The sequence below is a fragment of the Pseudochrobactrum sp. Wa41.01b-1 genome (assembly GCF_019464455.1).
In the GTDB taxonomy this organism is placed as follows: domain Bacteria; phylum Pseudomonadota; class Alphaproteobacteria; order Rhizobiales; family Rhizobiaceae; genus Pseudochrobactrum; species Pseudochrobactrum saccharolyticum.
On sequence record NZ_CP080493.1, the window covers coordinates 2,375,633 to 2,393,892 of the forward strand.

At 51.9% G+C, this 18,260-nt stretch carries 19 protein-coding genes; 11 read left to right on the forward strand and 8 right to left on the reverse strand.

The annotated features are described in order from the left end of the window. Positions 1-62: 62 nt before the first annotated feature. Positions 63-776, forward strand: coding sequence for a L,D-transpeptidase (locus K1X45_RS11100; RefSeq protein WP_022710225.1), 714 nt, complete (start codon positions 63-65; stop codon positions 774-776). 190 nt (positions 777-966) lie between these two features. On the opposite strand, the gene K1X45_RS11105 is transcribed toward K1X45_RS11100, so the two are convergent. The 4 genes from K1X45_RS11105 to K1X45_RS11120 form a co-directional block, all read right to left on the reverse strand. Continuing rightward, the gene (locus tag K1X45_RS11105) at positions 967-1,161 is read right to left on the reverse strand and encodes a hypothetical protein (RefSeq protein ID WP_022710224.1); all 195 of its coding nucleotides are present in this window, start codon (positions 1,159-1,161) and stop codon (positions 967-969) included. 103 nt (positions 1,162-1,264) lie between these two features. Continuing rightward, on the reverse strand, positions 1,265-1,771 hold the full coding sequence (locus K1X45_RS11110) for a hypothetical protein (protein WP_220158841.1): 507 nt from the start codon (positions 1,769-1,771) through the stop codon (positions 1,265-1,267). A 560-nt stretch (positions 1,772-2,331) separates the two neighbouring features. Continuing rightward, complete coding sequence (locus tag K1X45_RS11115) at positions 2,332-3,333, reverse strand: DUF1775 domain-containing protein (protein ID WP_220158842.1); 1,002 nt, start codon at positions 3,331-3,333, stop codon at positions 2,332-2,334. Positions 3,334-3,452: 119 nt separating this feature from the next. Beyond that, positions 3,453-3,884 carry a hypothetical protein gene (locus K1X45_RS11120; RefSeq protein ID WP_220158843.1) on the reverse strand — a complete coding sequence of 144 codons (432 nt, stop codon included), beginning with the start codon at positions 3,882-3,884 and terminating at the stop codon, positions 3,453-3,455. 251 nt (positions 3,885-4,135) lie between these two features. Between K1X45_RS11120 and K1X45_RS11125 the strand changes: the two genes are divergently transcribed. Next, positions 4,136-5,293, forward strand: coding sequence for an Mrp/NBP35 family ATP-binding protein (locus tag K1X45_RS11125; RefSeq protein ID WP_151158745.1), 1,158 nt, complete (start codon positions 4,136-4,138; stop codon positions 5,291-5,293). Positions 5,294-5,342: 49 nt separating this feature from the next. Here the strand turns inward: K1X45_RS11125 and K1X45_RS11130 are convergent, their stop codons facing one another. Next, complete coding sequence (locus K1X45_RS11130; RefSeq protein ID WP_220158844.1) at positions 5,343-6,974, reverse strand: alpha-D-glucose phosphate-specific phosphoglucomutase; 1,632 nt, start codon at positions 6,972-6,974, stop codon at positions 5,343-5,345. A gap of 159 nt (positions 6,975-7,133) precedes the next feature. After that, the gene (locus K1X45_RS11135; RefSeq protein WP_220158845.1) at positions 7,134-8,393 is read right to left on the reverse strand and encodes an ROK family transcriptional regulator; all 1,260 of its coding nucleotides are present in this window, start codon (positions 8,391-8,393) and stop codon (positions 7,134-7,136) included. 310 nt (positions 8,394-8,703) lie between these two features. Here K1X45_RS11135 and K1X45_RS11140 point away from each other — a divergent pair, with 310 nt between their 5' ends. From K1X45_RS11140 to K1X45_RS11175, 8 genes are all read left to right on the forward strand, one after another. Then, positions 8,704-9,726, forward strand: a complete 1,023-nt coding sequence (locus K1X45_RS11140; RefSeq protein ID WP_220158846.1) for a substrate-binding domain-containing protein — start codon at positions 8,704-8,706, stop codon at positions 9,724-9,726. A gap of 82 nt (positions 9,727-9,808) precedes the next feature. Further along, positions 9,809-10,906 (forward strand): ABC transporter permease, encoded by a 1,098-nt coding sequence (locus K1X45_RS11145; protein ID WP_220158847.1) that lies wholly within the window; start codon positions 9,809-9,811, stop codon positions 10,904-10,906. After that, positions 10,903-11,691 (forward strand): ATP-binding cassette domain-containing protein, encoded by a 789-nt coding sequence (locus tag K1X45_RS11150; RefSeq protein WP_022710214.1) that lies wholly within the window; start codon positions 10,903-10,905, stop codon positions 11,689-11,691. The genes K1X45_RS11145 and K1X45_RS11150 overlap by 4 nt, the downstream gene beginning before the upstream one ends. Further along, positions 11,688-12,332, forward strand: a complete 645-nt coding sequence (locus K1X45_RS11155) for a nucleoside/nucleotide kinase family protein (RefSeq protein ID WP_220158848.1) — start codon at positions 11,688-11,690, stop codon at positions 12,330-12,332. Before K1X45_RS11150 ends, K1X45_RS11155 begins: the two co-directional genes overlap by 4 nt. Before the next feature lie 66 nt (positions 12,333-12,398). Continuing rightward, positions 12,399-13,091 (forward strand): fumarylacetoacetate hydrolase family protein, encoded by a 693-nt coding sequence (locus tag K1X45_RS11160; protein ID WP_220158849.1) that lies wholly within the window; start codon positions 12,399-12,401, stop codon positions 13,089-13,091. A 234-nt stretch (positions 13,092-13,325) separates the two neighbouring features. Continuing rightward, positions 13,326-13,514: a hypothetical protein gene (locus tag K1X45_RS11165; RefSeq protein WP_028233459.1), complete on the forward strand. Its 189-nt coding sequence runs from the start codon at positions 13,326-13,328 to the stop codon at positions 13,512-13,514. Further along, positions 13,514-14,545, forward strand: a complete 1,032-nt coding sequence (locus K1X45_RS11170) for a lytic transglycosylase domain-containing protein (RefSeq protein WP_220158850.1) — start codon at positions 13,514-13,516, stop codon at positions 14,543-14,545. Before K1X45_RS11165 ends, K1X45_RS11170 begins: the two co-directional genes overlap by 1 nt. Positions 14,546-14,732: 187 nt before the next feature. Continuing rightward, positions 14,733-15,392 carry a hemolysin III family protein gene (locus K1X45_RS11175; protein WP_022710209.1) on the forward strand — a complete coding sequence of 220 codons (660 nt, stop codon included), beginning with the start codon at positions 14,733-14,735 and terminating at the stop codon, positions 15,390-15,392. A gap of 212 nt (positions 15,393-15,604) precedes the next feature. Here the strand turns inward: K1X45_RS11175 and K1X45_RS11180 are convergent, their stop codons facing one another. Beyond that, positions 15,605-16,825, reverse strand: a complete 1,221-nt coding sequence (locus K1X45_RS11180; protein WP_116087138.1) for an argininosuccinate synthase — start codon at positions 16,823-16,825, stop codon at positions 15,605-15,607. Between the two features lie 219 nt (positions 16,826-17,044). Here K1X45_RS11180 and K1X45_RS11185 point away from each other — a divergent pair, with 219 nt between their 5' ends. Beyond that, on the forward strand, positions 17,045-17,704 hold the full coding sequence (locus K1X45_RS11185) for a LysE family translocator (RefSeq protein ID WP_220158851.1): 660 nt from the start codon (positions 17,045-17,047) through the stop codon (positions 17,702-17,704). 64 nt (positions 17,705-17,768) lie between these two features. On the opposite strand, the gene K1X45_RS11190 is transcribed toward K1X45_RS11185, so the two are convergent. Further along, on the reverse strand, positions 17,769-18,239 hold the full coding sequence (locus K1X45_RS11190) for a hypothetical protein (RefSeq protein ID WP_220158852.1): 471 nt from the start codon (positions 18,237-18,239) through the stop codon (positions 17,769-17,771). Positions 18,240-18,260 lie beyond the last annotated feature (21 nt).

Sequence of the window (18,260 nt, forward strand, 5' to 3'; positions counted from 1 at the left end):
TTTTTCAACCATGCGGGCGCACAATCCGACCTCTGAAAAGGTTTTGAAGATACGGATTTATCATGGCAAAGCAGGGTGAAATTCTGAACCGTCGCATTTTTCTGACCGGCGCCGGTGCCTTTGGTCTGGCCGGCTGTACCCAGTCGCTGGATATGTCGGCTTTTCAGCCGGATATTGATATGTCTTCGACCGGCAGTGTGATGCGCCCGCAGATCAGCGTTGATAAAGGTGTCACCAGTAATGAAGTGATGTATGCGGCCGTTCATGAGAACGGTTACTCCTTGCCTGCCATTCCTTATGAGAAAGTACCGAAACAGTTCCGCCGCCAGATCGTGCCGGATCCGACTGGTGAGGCACCGGGCACCATTGTTGTGCGCCTGAACGAGCGATATTTGTATCTGGTGCTGCAGGGCGGCGAGGCCATGCGTTATGGCATCGGTGTCGGACGTGCAGGTTTTGAATGGTCAGGCCGCGCCAATGTGCAATATAAGAAGCAATGGCCGCGCTGGACACCACCACCGGAAATGATCAAACGCCAGCCGGAACTGGAAAAATACCGTAATGGTCAGGAGCCGGGACCAGCCAATCCGCTTGGCGCACGTGCACTTTATATTTTCCGTGACGGCGTTGATACCGGCTATCGTATCCATGGCAATCCGGAATGGTGGTCGATCGGGCAGGCTATGTCTTCCGGCTGCGTACGTCTGATGAATCAGGATATTATTGATCTTTATGATCGCGTGCAGGGCAAAGCGCCGATTGTTGTGCAGGCCTGATTAAAACTATTTGAAAATAAAAGCCGCGCTGAGCCGGAGCATTTTTTAAATGCTCCGGCTATTTATTTTACGCATTTTCATATGCAAAACCGGTTTCCACTTTTGCTGAAAATGCTTTAGCGCGGCTTTTTGCTGTCTTGGGAGGACAGTGATAAAAAATGATTAAATGTGATAGCTCAAACGAGTGTTGTTAGCGGATAGCTGAACCGGTCTGATGGTTTTGCGCAACAACAATCAGAGCCGGTACATCTTTGACGGCTTCTTCAGTCATGCTGAGAAAATGAAAATTCTGCTGTTGCTGGATCGGATTAGGCGCCACAAACATTGCTGCGGTAAGCAGGAGCGCAGCCATAATACCCAAGCGCTTTTCAGTTTTTGCATTCATTGTATTCGTCCTGTCGGTTTTGCCCGCGGATCCGGAGCGCTTCGCTCGCAGTCACTGGGCTAAAATCATGGTAAAGTTATGAAAGAGGTTTCAGCTCTTCATATCAGTGAAAGGTTTTGTGCCCTGCCGGTGATAAAACACAGGCAACGGCGTAATGAGGAATAGGCAGCAGCACCTGATTGAGCTCTGCCATGACCTGTGCATAATCCTGCGCGGCTTTTTTAACTTCCGCGACACGGCTGCCGGTCACCAGAGCATCCAGACAGGCATCACGGGTTGTATCGTCACCGTTTTGCAAGGCGGAGATCAGTCCCATCAGCAGGCATTCTTCACGGCAGATATGCATCGAACCATAAGGAAAGGCCTTGAGCTGACAAGCTGCACAAAAATGCAGGGTGCGGATGAAATGGGAGAGTTCGGCCAGCGCGAGCTTGGCTTTATCGAGGCCGAGCTCCTGAGTGTAAATCGTCCAGGCCATTTCCCACGGAATAACCGATCCGGTTTCGAAGCCGGATGTCCAGTGGCGATAGCCTTCAAGCACCAGCTTTTCAGCCTGCCGCTCGAAATAATGACTGGATGTTTCAAAGAGATTTCTGACCTGCATATTCATGGGCGGCATCCGATCTGTAACGGACGCGAAGGAGCGATGAATATGCGTCGCGGCTGAGGGCGCGACGATAGTACCGCCCTTGGGCGGTAAAGTGCCTGACCAAACATGAGGTCCTCCAATAGAGCGGGTTCAAGGCCCAAACATCAAAGGTTGAATTTATTGCCACGAGCCGGAAGTATCCCTCCTGAAAGCTCTGACAGCGGGAATATGCCGGTGAAAACGGTCGGTTGTCAAACCTAATTTTCAGCATTTATTTAGAAAAGTGTTCTTATTTCAATAGCTTAGAATAATTCCAGAGTATTTTACTCATGTTTTTATTCTAAAATGCAATGCTATCTATATGAATCCGTATATGTTTTGCGTGATTGTCGCAGCCGGCCGGATTGAACGACATTCCGGCCGGATTTTTAAGCTCTGCGACGTCCCGCCTCATGCAGAAGCCTGTAAACAGGACAGGCCAAAAGGAGCGGTTCCAGAATCACAATGCGAAGCGCCGATATGACCGGCGCTCCGCCTTAGTCTTTTATCTCCGAACCGATACGGCTTCGGAGAAACAGAAATTAGTGATGGCTATGGTCATTGGCCTTGCCGCCAGCATTACCGGAAGAACCCTTGGATGGATTCACGTGAAACGGTAAATTAACCTTTCCGGCTTTTTCAAATTCCAGAACAACATTGACTGTTTCACCTTCTTTGAACGGCTTGGCCAGATCCATAAACATGATGTGGAAGCCGGTTGGTGCCAATTGCACGGTTTGACCGGCGGGAATTGCCAGAGGTTCGCTCAGTTTGCGCATTTTCATGACATTGTCTTTCATCGACATTTCATGAATTTCAACTTTTCCGGCTGCATCTGTGGTGCCGCCGATCAGGCGGTCATCTTCTTTGCCCTTATTGGTAATGACAATATAGCCGCCTGCAACGCGGGCATTCGGGATTGTCGCGATGCTATGAGCTTCGGAGAGCTCCAGATCACCGGCTGTTACCACCTCGGCGCTATTGCCACCATGCGCACCGTGGCCGTCATGGCTTGCCTGTTTTGTGGCAGCCGCCACGAGCAATTGCGGCGCAGGGTTTTTCAGATCATGCGGGTTCTGGTCTTCTGCTGCGATATCTGTCCAGTTTTCGGTTTTGCCGTTTTCGCAGGTCTGTACGGTCGGGAAGGACAATGTTGTATCCTTGTCGAAGGCTGCGAGTTTGCCGACAACCGAGAATTCATCATAGAAATCGCCCGGCAGTTTGCCGCCTTTCCAGATCACTTCGGTCACGCCGTTTTTCACGTCTTTGCCGTGCACTTTATAACTGTGCTGATAGTCGGATTTAACAGTTTCAATATCCCATCCGGCTTTCATCTGCGGCTGTGCGGCAATGAAACCTTCCGGAATTTTGACATTGATCTGTGTGGTCGCGGCACCTTCACAGCCATGCGGGATTTTGAGGACGGCTTTATAGCCGCTTCCTGCATTAGCCTGAGCTGTTTCAAGTGACACATGTGCCTGTGCCAGACCGGCAGTGCCGAGAAGAAGGCTGGCAACACAGAGTGGTGTGAAAATGGTTTTCATAAATTTATTCCTTGCGAATATCCTGCTTTCCAGCTGCAAATTGCAGGCAGAAAGCATGAAGGCGCTTAAAGCGCATGACTGATATTTCCTGCGGCATTGCGAGAATGCGCAGACCTGTATCAGGCAAGGAAAGGTGGCGCCTGCGGCGGGGCGGCGGGCGGATAAGGTCGAGAGCGGGGCAGAACTTTGGCCGTGCGTCTGACGCTGTTGCCTGTATCTTTGGCAACAACCGGACCACCGGCTGCAGGTGGTGTAACCAGTGCAAAAGCCGCCGAGATACGGCAGGCCTCGCAATCAACCATCATATTATGATTTTTATGATGCTGGTCAGAGGCGGCGTTGTTTTCGGAAACGCAGATCGAAACAATACTGCCATCGGGCATTGTTTCATAACGGATGAAAACCGGTTCAGCGGAGGTGCCGCTTTTGGTGGTCATTTGCAGCAGGGGGGCGCTGACATCCACCGGTCTATGGGCAAAAGACAGCAAAACAAGTGCCAATACGCACAGGATGCGTATTAAAACCAGCTTGTTTTTGTGTGTCTGAACCATCACCCTGAACTATATATAACTGCGCTTTCCGCTTTTTAGCGCGGTGCTTTGCGGAAGGAAAGAGCTTTCCTCTGTAATAATGATGCCGGATCTCCCTCTGCCTCACGATGTCACAGAGGTTTGCGCGGAAAGGGGTGAAGATAACTTTCTCTCAGACGCAAAATCATTTAACGATGATGCATGAAATGCCGGTCGCAGGATAAAATACTGTGCCGGCAATGGTGAACAGATTATTCGACGGGGTATGAGGCATGTCACAGGTCACCAAAGATGTGGTGCTGGCTCAGCTGAAACAGGTCACTGGACCGGATTTCGAAGGTGATATTGTCAGCCTTGGACTGGTGTCCGATATTTTTATCGCTGATAATAAAGTGTTTTTCTCCATTACCGTGCCGTCTGACCGTGCGCAGGCGATGGAACCGCTGCGTCTGCGGGCGGAAAAACTGGTGAAAGAGATTCCGGGTGTTGCCGGTGCGCTGGTCACACTGACCGCAGAGCGCAAAGGCGGCCGTACCAGCGATGATGCGCCTCCGCCAAGCCGCCCTCAGCCCGCTGCTCAGGCGCGTCCCGCTGCACATACTCATGCAGCACCGCAGCCGCAGGCAAAGCCGGGCATTCCGGGTGTTGGCAAGATTATCGCCGTTGCTTCCGGCAAAGGTGGTGTCGGTAAATCCACGACTTCGGTGAATATTGCGCTCGGGCTTCAGGCACTGGGGCTGAAAGTCGGTATTCTTGATGCCGATATTTACGGGCCGTCAATGCCGCGCCTTCTCGGTATTTCCGGTCGTCCGGAAACGGTCAATGGCCGCATCATGAAGCCGATGAGCAATTACGGCCTCAAAGTCATGTCGATGGGCTTTCTGGTGGAAGAAGAAACCCCGATGATCTGGCGCGGCCCGATGGTAATGTCGGCGCTTAATCAGATGATGCGTGAAGTGGAGTGGGGCAATCTCGATGTGATGGTTGTCGATATGCCTCCGGGCACCGGCGATGCCCAGCTGACCATGGCGCAGCAGGTGCCGCTGGCCGGTGCGGTGATCGTTTCCACCCCGCAGGATCTGGCGCTGATCGATGCCCGTAAAGGGCTGAATATGTTTGCCAAAGTTAATGTGCCGCTGCTCGGTATTGTTGAGAATATGAGCTATTTCATCGCGCCGGATACCGGCAAGCGTTATGATATTTTCGGTCATGGCGGAGCGCAGCGCGAAGCTGAGCGGCTCAATGTACCTTTCCTCGGCGCAGTGCCGCTGGATATGCAAATCCGCGAATTGTCCGATGCGGGTATGCCGATCACGGTGAAAGAGCCGGACAGCCCGCATGCGCAAATTTATCGTGAAATTGCTGAAAAAGCCTGGGCGCAGGTGAGCGGCGGTTCATCCCGCGCAGCACCGAAGATCGTTTTTGAATAACAGATGATGAAATTGAAAAAGGCCTGCATTGCAGGCCTTTTTTGTTGGGTCAGGTAATGACGCTTGGTTTTTCGCGGCCGGTATAATGCGTGATCTCCGTGAGTTCCGCAGCAGCTGCAATCAGCGGGGTCAGAGCAGTCTGGGTTTCCAGATCATGCTTGCTGCTGTCAGCCTCATAGCGTTCCAGATAGATGCGGATGGTTGCACCGGCGGTGCCGGTGCCGGACAGACGCACCACAAGACGGGAACCGCCGGCAAAAAGAATGCGGATGCCCTGATGCTTGCTCACTGAGTGATCGACCGGATCATGATAGGCAAAATCATCGGCTGCTTCCACAACCATGCCCTGCACGGTCTTGCCTTTGAGATCAGGCAATTTGGCGCGCAATGCATCCATCAGCGCATTGGCACCATCCGAGGCGACTTCTTCATAATCGTGACGTGAGTAATAATTGCGGCCATAGGTCTGCCAGTGCTCATGCATAATCTCGGCGACAGATTGTTTGCGCACTGCCAGAATGTTCAGCCATAGCAGCACAGCCCACAACCCGTCTTTTTCACGCACGTGGTCAGAGCCGGTTCCCGCACTTTCCTCACCGCAAATAGTGACAAGACCGGTATCCAGCAGATTGCCGAAGAACTTCCAGCCGGTCGGTGTTTCATGCATGCCGATCTTCAGTTTTTCCGCCACGCGGTCTGCGGCACAACTGGTCGGCATGGAGCGGGCAATACCGGCAATGCCTTTGCTATAGGCCGGAGCCAGATGCGCGTTAGCGGCGAGAACTGCCAGAGAATCCGACGGGGCAATATACATGCCCTTACCGATAATCAGATTGCGGTCACCGTCACCATCCGATGCTGCACCGAAATCCGGCGCATTGGCCGACATCAGCTCTTCATAAAGCTCATGGGCATAGACGATATTCGGATCAGGATGATGGCCGCCAAAATCTTCCAAAGGCACGGCATTGAAAACGCTGCCCGCTTTTGCGCCGAGCCGGTTTTCAAAAATCTCTTTGGCATAAGGGCCGGTCACGGCATGCATGGCGTCAAAACGCATGGTGAAACCGGATTGCAGCAGGGGGCGGATCGCCTGAAAATCGAACAGGCTTTCCATCAAGGCGGCGTAATCTTTCACCGGATCAATGATTTCCACCACCGTATCGCCGATCTGATGCGAGCCGAGCGTATCAATGTCGATATCGGCGCAATCGGCAATCTTATAGGATGTGATGGTTTTAGAATTGGCGAACATCGCTTCGGTCAGTTTTTCCGGAGCGGGACCGCCATTGCTGATATTGAATTTGATGCCGAAATCACCCTGCGGTCCGCCGGCATTATGGCTGGCAGAGAGAATAATACCGCCAAAGGCTTTATTCTTGCGGATGAGATTGGAAGCCGCAGGCGTCGAGGTAATGCCGCCAAGACCGACCAGAATGCGGCCAAAACCATTCGCAGCAGCAATTTTGATGGTGCTCTGGATGACCTTGCGGTTGAGATAACGTCCGTCACCGCCGAGCACGAGTGTCTTGCCCTGAAAATCTTCCAGACTGTCAAAGATCGACTGGATGAAGTTCTCCGCATAATGTTCCTGAGCAAAGACAGTCACTTTTTTGCGCAAGCCCGAAGTGCCCGGCTTCTGATCTGTAAAAGCTGTGGTGCTGATAGTTTTAAAAGTCATGATCTGGCTTTGTCCTGACAATAACGGCTCTCGCAAAAGATAAATGCATGTGGAATGAACAAGTTGCATTCATGACGGATATTATAGGCAGTCCTGTGAAGTCGAAGTAAATGATTTCACACAAATAGCGGTTTATTGTTCAACTTTGGTAAGACGGGTTTATTGTATGTGTTTAAAAAGAACATTTTGATCAAAGAGATAGCGGCTGAAGATTGGCAGCCGCGCTGCCCCCAGTGCTTTGGCATGAACACCAACTGTGCCTTCTTCAATCACCGGCGGGATGATTCCCTGTAAATTAAGCCTGCCGATTTCATTGCGTGTAGTTTCAACAATCTTGGCGCGTAAATTTTCCGGCATCCAGCCGTCAATAATGGCAGCAGGAAAATCAATCACGCTGGCGGCCGATGAAATGGCATGGGCAAGGCTGCGCGCGGTCAGCAATACCCATTCATCAAGCACAGGGTTGAAAATTTCCCAATTATCCGGTGCCGCCCAAAGCGGAGCCGTGTCTATATTCTGCTGTTTGAGACTGCGCTCCAATATGAACAGAGATGCGGTATCAATCAGCTGGGCAGGACGGCTGATCTGGCCTGCTGTGGTGACGAAACCGTTGCCCATCGGCATGGAACCCAGTGCGCCGGCATTGCCGCTGCGTCCGGCATAAAGCGTATTGTTGAGGACAACGCCGCCGCCGATAAATGAGCCGATGAAAAAATAGACATAATCCGCATAGTCCGGCCCTGAACCGAAGGTCAGTTCCGCGCCGCAGGCGGCGGTGGCATCATTCTGGATCAGAACGGGAAAAGGCAGTTTCAGACTCAATGCTTCGCAAATATCGGTACTTTGCCAGGCCTGCAAATCCGCAGGTGGTGCGCCGACTTCCTCAACCCAGTTCCAGAGTTCAAACGGCATGGCAATGCCGAGACCGGCGATGCGGCTTTGCTGGAAAGGCGTGAGCTGCGCCGTGAATTGCTCAATAGCCGAAAGCGTGAAATGCAGAATATTGTCCGGCACTGGCCACAGATAGGTCTGGTGCATACGCGCGCGGATCGTGCCGGTAAAATCAACCAGAACCAGTTCTGCACTGCGACGCCCGATCTTCAGGCCAAAGGAAAACACGCCGTCAGGATTGAGCATCATCGGCTGGCTTGGCTGGCCGACACGTCCGCGCTGTTTCTCACCGCTGAGCAATAATCCGTCCTGCTCAAGATTGCGGATGATGACGGACACGGTTTGCGCTGACAGGCCGGTTAGTCTGGCAATATCTGCCCGTGGCATAGCGCCGTGACGGCGCACAACGGAAAGGATCAGCCTTTCATTATAGGCACGCATGCCGGTCTGGTCAGAGCCGCGGCTGGTTGTGGCAGGGTCAATAGGGGCGCCTTGCGGATAGTGCATCGGGTGTCCTGTAAGGAGCATTCGGGATAAAGAGCTGGAATAAGAGAATTATTTTTGAAGTAAAGCCTGCGCAGACAGTTTTTGTCATGACGCTGATCTTAGACTGACATAGCGAATTAATAAATCAAGTGGATTTATTAATTGACAGGACTGAAAACCCGTGTTTCCATGATCGCGCTTGCACATATTTCTGGTGGCAATAAATTTGCTCTTTCATGAAATCGCAGCGCAGAGGCGGCGGAAGAGGGCGCCTGAGACAATTGATTTGGCTGGTTCAGCTACGCAGTTCGGTGTTGAACTGATCGTAGAAAAATGACTCTGGGAGGAGTTCATGAGAAAAACTATTCTTACCTCTGCTTTTGCCCTTCTGGCATTGGGCGTTGCGGGTGCGGGAGCGCAGGCGGCTGAAGTGACGGCTTGCGTGATTACCAAAACAGATACCAATCCGTTCTTTGTAAAAATCAAAGAAGGCGCGACTGCCAAATCCAAGGAACTTGGCATCAATCTGAAATCCTATGCGGGTAAAATTGACGGCGATACAGAAAGCCAGATTGCAGCGGTGGAAACCTGTATTGCCGATGGTGCAAAAGGTATTCTCATCACCGCTTCCGACACTAAAGGCATTGTTCCTGTACTGAAACAGGCGCGTGATGCCGGTATGCTGGTGATCGCACTGGATACGCCGCTGGAACCGGCTGATGCTGCGGATGCAACTTTTGCGACAGACAATTTTCTGGCCGGTGAACTGGTCGGCAAATGGGCTGCAGGGCGTCTGGGTGATAAAGCCAAAGATGCCAGAGTCGCTTTCCTGAACCTTACCGCCATGCAGCCGAGTGTTGACGTGCTGCGCGATCAGGGCTTTGCCACAGGTTTCGGTATTGATCCGAAGAATAAAGATGTGCTCGGCGATGAGGATGATCCGCGTATTGCTGGTCGCGATCTGACCGACGGCAATGAAGAAGGCGGCCGCCGCGCGATGGAAAACCTTCTGCAAAAAGACCCGAATATCAATGTGGTACATACCATTAATGAACCTGCTGCTGCCGGTGCCTATGAGGCTCTGAAAGCTGTTGGCCGTGAAAAAGATGTGATGATTGTTTCCATTGATGGCGGCTGTCCGGGTGTAAAAAATGTGGCTGACGGCGTGATCGGCGCAACAGCGCAGCAATATCCGATGCAGATGGCAACACTTGGCATTGAGGCAATTAAGAAATTTGCTGATACCGGTGAAAAGCCGAAGCCGACAGATGGCAAAACCTTTGTTGATACCGGTGTGATGCTGGTAACCGACCAGCCGGTTGAGGGTGTTGAATCCATCGACACCAAAGAAGGTCTGGAGAAGTGCTGGGGGTGATCCCCGTGCTTTTATATTAAGAAATCAACCGGCGTGATCTTCATGCCGGTTCCTTTTCAGGCTGCAGCAACCGGAAGCACCTATGACAGAAACCACGCAAAATCATGAAACGGAAGTCAAGCGCACCCCGCAGGATTTTGAAAAGGTTCTGGTGTACAGCGCTTCCGGCGTTGCCAGTTTTGAGAATGAGGATCGCAGTCTGCTCTACAGAATACGTGTGATCCTGCATCACAATCCGGCAGCAGTGCCGTTGATCGTGTTGGTGATGTCACTGGCGATTTTTGCTGTTCTGGTCGGATCCAAATTTTTCTCGGCCTTTGCGCTGACACTTATTTTGCAGCAGGTTGCCATTACCGGCATCATTGCTTCCGCGCAGACACTTGTCATTTTGACGGCCGGTATTGATCTGTCCGTCGGTGCCATTATGGTGCTGTCTTCGGTGGTGATGGGGCAGTTTACTTTCCGTTATGGTCTGCCGCCGGAATTATCCATCCTGTGCGGTTTTGCTGTCGGCGCTTTATGCGGTTTTTTCAATGGCTGGTTCGTGGCCTATTGGAAATTGCCGCCTTTCATCGTCACGCTTGGTATGTGGCAGATCGTGCTGGCGACCAATTTTCTCTATTCCGCCAATGAAACCATCCGTGCGCAGGAAATTACCGAAAAAGCGCCGATATTGCAGTTTTTCGGAAATAATATCCGCTTCGGCGGTGCGGTCTTTACCTATGGTGTGATTGCCATGGTGCTGCTGGTTCTGGTTCTCTGGTATGTGCTCAATCATACGGCATGGGGGCGGCATGTTTATGCGATTGGTGATGATCCCGAGGCGGCTCAGCTTTCCGGCGTACGTGTCAAACCGGTCCTGATGTCTGTCTATATTCTGGCCGGTCTGATCTGTGCACTGGCAGGATGGGCGATGATCGGGCGCCTTGGTTCGGTCTCACCGACGGCGGGGCAGTTTGCGAATATTGAATCCATTACGGCTGTGGTGATCGGGGGGATTTCCCTGTTCGGTGGTCGCGGTTCCATTCTCGGTACATTATTCGGTGCCTTGATTGTCGGCGTGTTTTCGCTGGGACTGCGCCTGTGGGGAACCGATCCGCAATGGACCTATCTGCTGATTGGTGTCCTGATTATCGTTGCGGTCGCAATTGACCAGTGGATCAGAAAGGCTGCGGCATGAAACAGTCAGTTCAGCCGGTTTTATCGGCAAAAGGCCTCGTCAAACGCTATGGCCGTGTTACGGCGCTGGATCATGCGGATTTCGATCTCTATCCGGGTGAAGTTTTGGCGGTTATCGGCGATAACGGTGCAGGAAAGTCTTCGCTGATTAAGGCGCTGTCCGGTGCAATCCAGCCGGATGAAGGCGAGATTTTCCTCGACGGCCAACCGGTGAGCTTCCGTTCACCGATCGCCGCGCGGGCAGCAGGCATTGAAACTGTTTATCAAAATCTGGCTTTGTCGCCCGCATTGTCGATTGCCAATAATATGTTTCTGGGGCGCGAATTGCGCAAACCCGGACTGATGGGCAGCGTGTTTCGCCAGCTCGATCATAAGAAAATGGAGCAGATCGCCCGCGATAAGCTTTCAGAACTCGGACTGATGACCATTCAGAATATTTCGCAAGCGGTGGAAACACTTTCCGGCGGTCAGCGTCAGGGTGTGGCGGTGGCACGTGCGGCGGCTTTTGGCTCCAAAGTGGTGATTATGGATGAGCCGACAGCCGCATTAGGGGTTAAAGAATCCCGTCGCGTGCTCGATCTCATTCAGGAAGTGAAATCACGTGGCCTGCCGATTGTACTGATCTCCCATAATATGCCCCATGTATTTGAAGTGGCGGATCGTGTGCATGTGCACCGGCTGGGCAAACGACTGGCGGTGATCAATCCCCGTCAATGTTCTATGTCTGATGCTGTGGCGCTGATGACCGGCGCATTGACCCCGACTGATGAGATGCTGGCTGCATGATGCCTGAAACACCTGTGATAAAGCGTGAAACGCTGGCTGCGGAAATTCTGGCGCGGGCAGAGGGACGAAATCGTCTGATTGTTGCAATTGCCGGGGCGCCTGCTGCGGGAAAATCCACGCTGGCGGAGGCATTGTGTCAGGAGATCAATGCTTTATCCGCTGCTCAGCCATCTGTTGTCGTGCCGATGGACGGGTTTCATTATGATAATGCCATTCTGGATGCGCGTGGTTACAGGGCGCGTAAAGGCGCACCGCATAGTTTTGATGCGGATGGTTTTCGGGCGCTTCTGTCCCGTTTGAAAACGGAAACCGGTGATATTGCGATTCCGGTTTTTGACCGCTCAATGGATCTGGCGCGGGCGGGTGCTGCCGTGGTCACAGCGCAGCATCAGATTTTACTGGTCGAGGGTAATTATCTGCTGCTGGATCAGCCGGTCTGGTGCGATTTGCGCCAATATTTTGATCTGAGCATTTTCTTGCAAGTGCCGCTTCCGGTTCTGGAACAGCGTCTTATTCAACGCTGGCTGGATCATGGCGCGGATTATGAAGCAGCCAGAACGCGCGCACTTGCCAATGATATTCCCAATGCGCAAACCGTGACAGAACAGTCCCGTAAGGCAGACTTTATCTTGCAGGATTGAAACTTTCCTGTAGGCTCGGGCAAATTCAGAATTTAACAGCCAGAATTTACCAGTAAGAGAATGCCCATGTCTGATACGCTGATCTTTCCTGCCCAGCCGCCGGTAACCTTGCCGATTGAGGGGAGCGATCAGCGCTTTCCCGTTCGCCGTATTTATTGCGTCGGTCGTAATTATGCAGACCATGCGCGGGAAATGGGTCATGATCCGGATCGTGAACCACCATTTTTCTTCCAGAAAAATCCGGATAATCTGGTGACAGATGGCGGTAATTTTCCCTATCCGCCGCTGTCCAATGACGTGCATCATGAAATTGAGCTGGTTGTTGCCCTTCATAAAGGCGGAAAAAATATTCCGGCAACCGAGGCGCACAGCCATATTTACGGTTATGCTGTCGGGCTGGATATGACACGGCGCGACATGCAGGGGCAGGCCAAAAAACAAGGACGGCCATGGGAAACGGGCAAGGCGTTTGAACATTCCGCTCCTTGTTCTGCATTGGTACCTGCAAGCCGTATCGGTCATCCGCAGGATGGGGCTATCTGGCTGAAAATTAATGGTAAAACTGTCCAAAAAGGCGACATCAATCAGCTGGTCTGGTCAGTGCCGGAAACCATTGCAATTCTTTCCACACTCTATGAATTACAGGCCGGAGATCTGATCTTTACCGGCACGCCTGCGGGTGTCGGCGCTGTTGCGCGGGGCGATATTCTGGAGGGCAGCGTTGACGCTATCGGACATCTGACAACAAAAGTTGTCTGACCCTTTTGGCGCGGATTGCATTTTACGGCTGGTCTCACGGGCGGAATCTCTGTAAATATTTCATCAACCATGAGATGGAATCCTCAATCTTCGGGATTCTATGACGATTTCTACTGCATGAGCGATACAGTTTCCGGTTGCGTTTAATCAATGCATTCTGCTGTGTGGCTTCTTACGTTTGTCGGGCGGCGGTTCGTTCTGCCTGCAAACGAAGACAACGAAAAGGATCGCCCGATGGCATTCGAAGAGATCAAGGCGGAAATCGCTTTACTGTTTGAGCAGATGGTCAACCAGCCGGAAGACATGCATGAACTGGCTGAGTCCATTCGTGAGAAGCTCAATGCGATGAGAGCCAGTGGTCTGCCATTGCCGGAAGATCTGGTTGAACTCGAAAAACGTCTCAACAACGAAACGGGTGCCTGATGCGATTTTCAGCTCTGGCTCTCCGTTCTGCTGTTCTGCTCTCCGGTGTTGTGGCCTTGTCGGCCTGTACCACCACCAATAATTCAAAAACTGCTGCCAGTTCGGCAACAACTCAGGCTGTTGATGTTGCCGTGGCTGATATGGCGACAGCCGTCGGAGCGCCTGCAGAGGCTGCTTCTATCGACGCTAATCCTGATGGCAGCGCAAAAGGTGCCACAATCGCAGCTTCTGCCTATGCGGCAGAAAAAGGCAATGCTGCACAGGTCGCCGCTCTGACCGTGACAGAAGCAGGCGATCCGGTTTTGCCGGCTTCCGTGCCGACACCGGCATTCCGTCAGACCGCAACAGAGGCTTTGATTGCAACAGCAACACCATCTCTGGCAACCGGTGCACATAATACACCGGGCGAAGTGAAATATACCGGCGTTACCAAATCCGGCACTGCGAACCATCTGGTCGAGCAGCGCGCTGAGATCGCGGCAGACAGCAAGCCGGAACTGCATAATCTTATCGGCCAATATGCGGCAGCCTATCAGGTGCCGGAGCGTCTGGTGCACCGCGTGGTGCAGCGCGAAAGCCGTTATAATCCTGTTGCCCGTAATGGTCCGTATTTCGGCCTGATGCAGATCAGTCATGCTACCGCACGCGGTATGGGCTATGATGGCAGCCCGCAGGGACTGCTCAATGCCAATACCAATCTGCGTTATGCGGTGAAATATCTGGCCGGTGCCTATAAAGTTGCCGGTGGCAATGAAACGCAGGCCGTGAAATTCTATGCCCGCGGTTATTATTATGATGCCAAGCGCAAAGGTCTGCTGGAAGAAACCGGTCTGCGTAAAGGCCCGAACTCCATCCGCACCGCTTTTATTGAGCCGGGCAAAGCTACAGAAGCCGCAAAGGCTGTGACAGCCGCAGCAACCGGCAATGCTGTTGATGTGGCGCAAACCGATCCTATGGTCACGCAGTCTGTTGCTAAATCTGCAAAAACATCGCGTGTGCAGCCGAACAGACGGGATTTCAGCACCCGCTGATCTGAAATTTTGCAAGTTTTAAAACCGCCTGTTTTCTAATGAAGCAGGCGGTTTTTTATTGTCTGCAGCTCTGATCTGGTAATTTTACAGGCAGGTCATTTTGTCGTCATGAATCTATAATCATTCTGACGCATACTCATTTTGACCTCGCTTTTTATCATCACCCCGAAATTGTGCAGGCGGCACCATGAACCAGATTTTACAAAAGGCCGAAGCCTCCGTTGCACGTCTCTATGACAAGGCGGAATTATGGGCGGATGGCATCGTCCATGTTGTGGGTGTGGCCATGGCCGTTGGCGGCGCAGCCGTGATGCTGTGGTATTTTGCAGGGCAGATTTCACCGGTGATTTATATTTCCGCGCTGATCTATGTGCTGAGCCTCGTGGCTGCCCTGACGATTTCTGCAATTTATAATATCTGGCCGGTCTCACCGGTGAAGCAGTTTTTGCGCCGCTTCGATCACTCCATGATTTATGTGCTGATTGCCGGAACCTATACGCCCTTCATCATGAAAATGGGCGAGGGGGCTGGCTGGCATTTGGGTTTAGTCTGGTTGATCGCGTTTTGTGGTATTGCACTGAAGCTGACAATGCCCGGCCGTTTTGACCGCTTAGCAATCCTGCTCTATCTGGCGCTCGGCTGGAGCGGTGTGTTGATCTATGATCAGCTGTTGCAATTCCTGCCCCTGCAAGTGGTAGTACTGATCGCCGCCGGCGGGATTATTTATTCACTCGGCGTTATTTTCCACGTTTGGGAACGCCTGCGCTTCCAGAATGCAATCTGGCACGGCTTTGTCGTGGCGGGAGCGGCGCTCCATTACAGTGCTGTCTTTCTCGCCGTCCACTAGATTTCTTAGGATTTCGGCTCTGGCGGTCTGCAAATGGTAATTTCCTCCGATCCGGTGCTCATGTACCTTAAAGTACATTCCGCTCCGGTTCTCGAAAATCACCATTTTCGCCACGCCATAACCAAAATCCAACGCCGCGCTTTTAATCTGAACAAGACAAAAAAAACAGCCGGATTGCTCCGGCTGTTTTTATTTTCTCGTGCTTGAACTGATTAGCCGCGGTTGCGGGCTGCCAGTGTACGCAGACGCAGTGCATTAAGCTTGATAAAGCCCGCAGCATCTTTCTGGTCATAAGCCCCGTGATCATCTTCAAATGTCACCAGCTTGTCGGAATAAAGCGACTTGTCGCTTTCACGGCCGGTTACAATCACGTTGCCCTTATAGAGCTTCAGTGTCACTTCACCTTCAACGTGACGCTGGCTGTGGTCGATTGCAGCCTGCAGCATTTCGCGTTCCGGCGAGAACCAGAAGCCGTAATAGATCAGCTCCGCATAGCGTGGCATCAGTTCATCCTTCAGATGCGCTGCGCCGCGATCCAGCGTAATGCTTTCAATCGCGCGGTGTGCTGCCAGCAGGATAGTGCCGCCCGGTGTTTCATAAACGCCGCGGGACTTCATGCCAACGAAACGGTTTTCAACGAGGTCAAGACGACCGATACCATTGTCGCGGCCATAGTCATTGAGTGCAGCCAGCAGGGTTGCAGGCGACATGCGCACGCCGTTGATCGAAACCGCATCACCGCGCTCAAAGCCGACTTTAATGATGGTTGGCTTGTCCGGTGCAGCTTCCGGTGAAATTGTGCGCATATGCACATATTCAGGCGCTTCAACAGCCGGATCTTCCAGTACTTTACCTTCCGAGGAAGAGTGCAGCAGATTGGCGTCAACCGAGAACGGTGCTTCGCCCATCTTGTCTTTTGCCACAGGAATCTGGTGCTTTTCAGCAAAATCGAGCAGGTCTGTACGGCTCTTGAACGACCAGTCGCGCCAAGGAGCGATAATCTTGATATCCGGATTCAGTGCATAGGCTGATAGTTCGAAACGAACCTGATCGTTACCCTTGCCGGTTGCACCATGAGCAATCGCATCCGCGCCGGTTTTCTTGGCGATTTCGATGAGGTGTTTGGAGATCAGCGGACGGGCAATCGAGGTGCCGAGCAGGTAAACGCCTTCATAAACTGCATTGGCGCGGAACATCGGGAAAACGAAATCGCGGACGAATTCTTCACGGACATCTTCAACGAAGATTTCTTTGATACCGAGCATTTCAGCTTTTTTGCGTGCCGGTTCCAGTTCTTCACCCTGACCGAGATCAGCAGTGAAAGTCACAACCTCAGCACCGAGCTCGGTCTGCAGCCATTTCAGAATGATAGAAGTATCGAGACCGCCGGAATAAGCGAGCACGACTTTTTTAACGTCTTTCCAGTTGTTCATTTTATGCATCCAGTACGAGCCGGTACGGCATCTGAGTGTTTTTCGCTTTGCAGCGATGAAATTCTGATATTTCTTTTATCATCTCAATAGTGTGAAGCAAGCCGTCTTAATGGCACAGTCGTGAGATTGTTAAATTTTAGATATGCCCGTGTAAATCCGGTTCCGCAGAAACAAATTCTGCGTTAGTTTGGCCAAACTTAACCGCTTCGGGGCGCATGCATGTCATTCTTAAATTCTCTGACTTTTATTCCGGACTGGCCGGTTCTGGTTCAGTTCGCTATTGCGACATTTATCCTGTCGATCACACCGGGCCCGGATATGACACTGTTTGTTGGTCGTGCCTTATCTGAAGGGAAGGCAGCAGGTTTTGCCTGTCTTGCGGGCGCTTCCAGCGGCATCGTCATCCATACCACAATGGTGGCGATTGGTTTGTCTGCGCTGATTATTGCGTCACCAAGTGCCTTCTGGGTGCTGAAAGTTGTTGGTGCCGGATATCTGGTGTTTTTGGCTATTCAGGCGCTGCGTAAAGGTTCTGCCTTTTCGCCGGAAAAAAGCAGCGGCAAAAAACATACGCTGTTTCAGAATTGGGCGACGGGCTTAGGGATTAACCTGCTCAACCCGAAGATCATTCTGTTCAACATGACCTTCCTGCCGCAATTCGTGACAGCGCATGATCCGCATGCACCGGGGAAACTGTTTTTCCTCGGCCTGTCTTTCATCCCGCTCAGCCTGCCGGTAGTGGTGCCGATGATTTTGGCGGCAGATAAATTTGCCGGACTCCTGAAGAAAAATCCGACGGTCACACGCTGGGTGGATTATGTTTTTGCGGGTGTGTTCTCAGTTTTTGCGCTGAAAATTCTGCTGGCTGAAGGCAAATAATTTATAGTATGTCTCCCAAAAGCGGATGCCGGTTTTGGGATAAAGACATGCGTGAAAAGAAAAATTATTTGGTTTCCGGTGTTTCTTTGCCGGAAACCAGATTGCTCCAGCGTCCGGCTATCAGCCAATAGGTAAAACCGCCGATAATTCCTGCGGCTGCGCAGCTCATCATCATCATGGCTTCGTCAGTATTTTTCACATCGGGCTGAAAACCTGTCACGAAGAGAATAATGCCGGCTGCCAAACCACAGAGACTGTAAAACAGGCTGTCGCGTTTGTTGAAATATTCACCGATGGCAATAGCTGCAAGTGCAGGCCAGAAGGCGAGATAACCGATAATCATCGCCATGAATGGCGTGGCAACGAATAGTCCCGCGCCGAAGCCATATTCAAAACCATCATTGATGATATCCGGCAGCATGCCGGTGGTGGAGATCAGCATAATATTCAGAAAAAGACCCGCAACCAGAACAGCACAGCCATAGCCAAAGATGATGACTGTGAACCGGCCGATCAGTTGCAGGCTTTTATCCATGTTGAATGTATCTTTGATTGA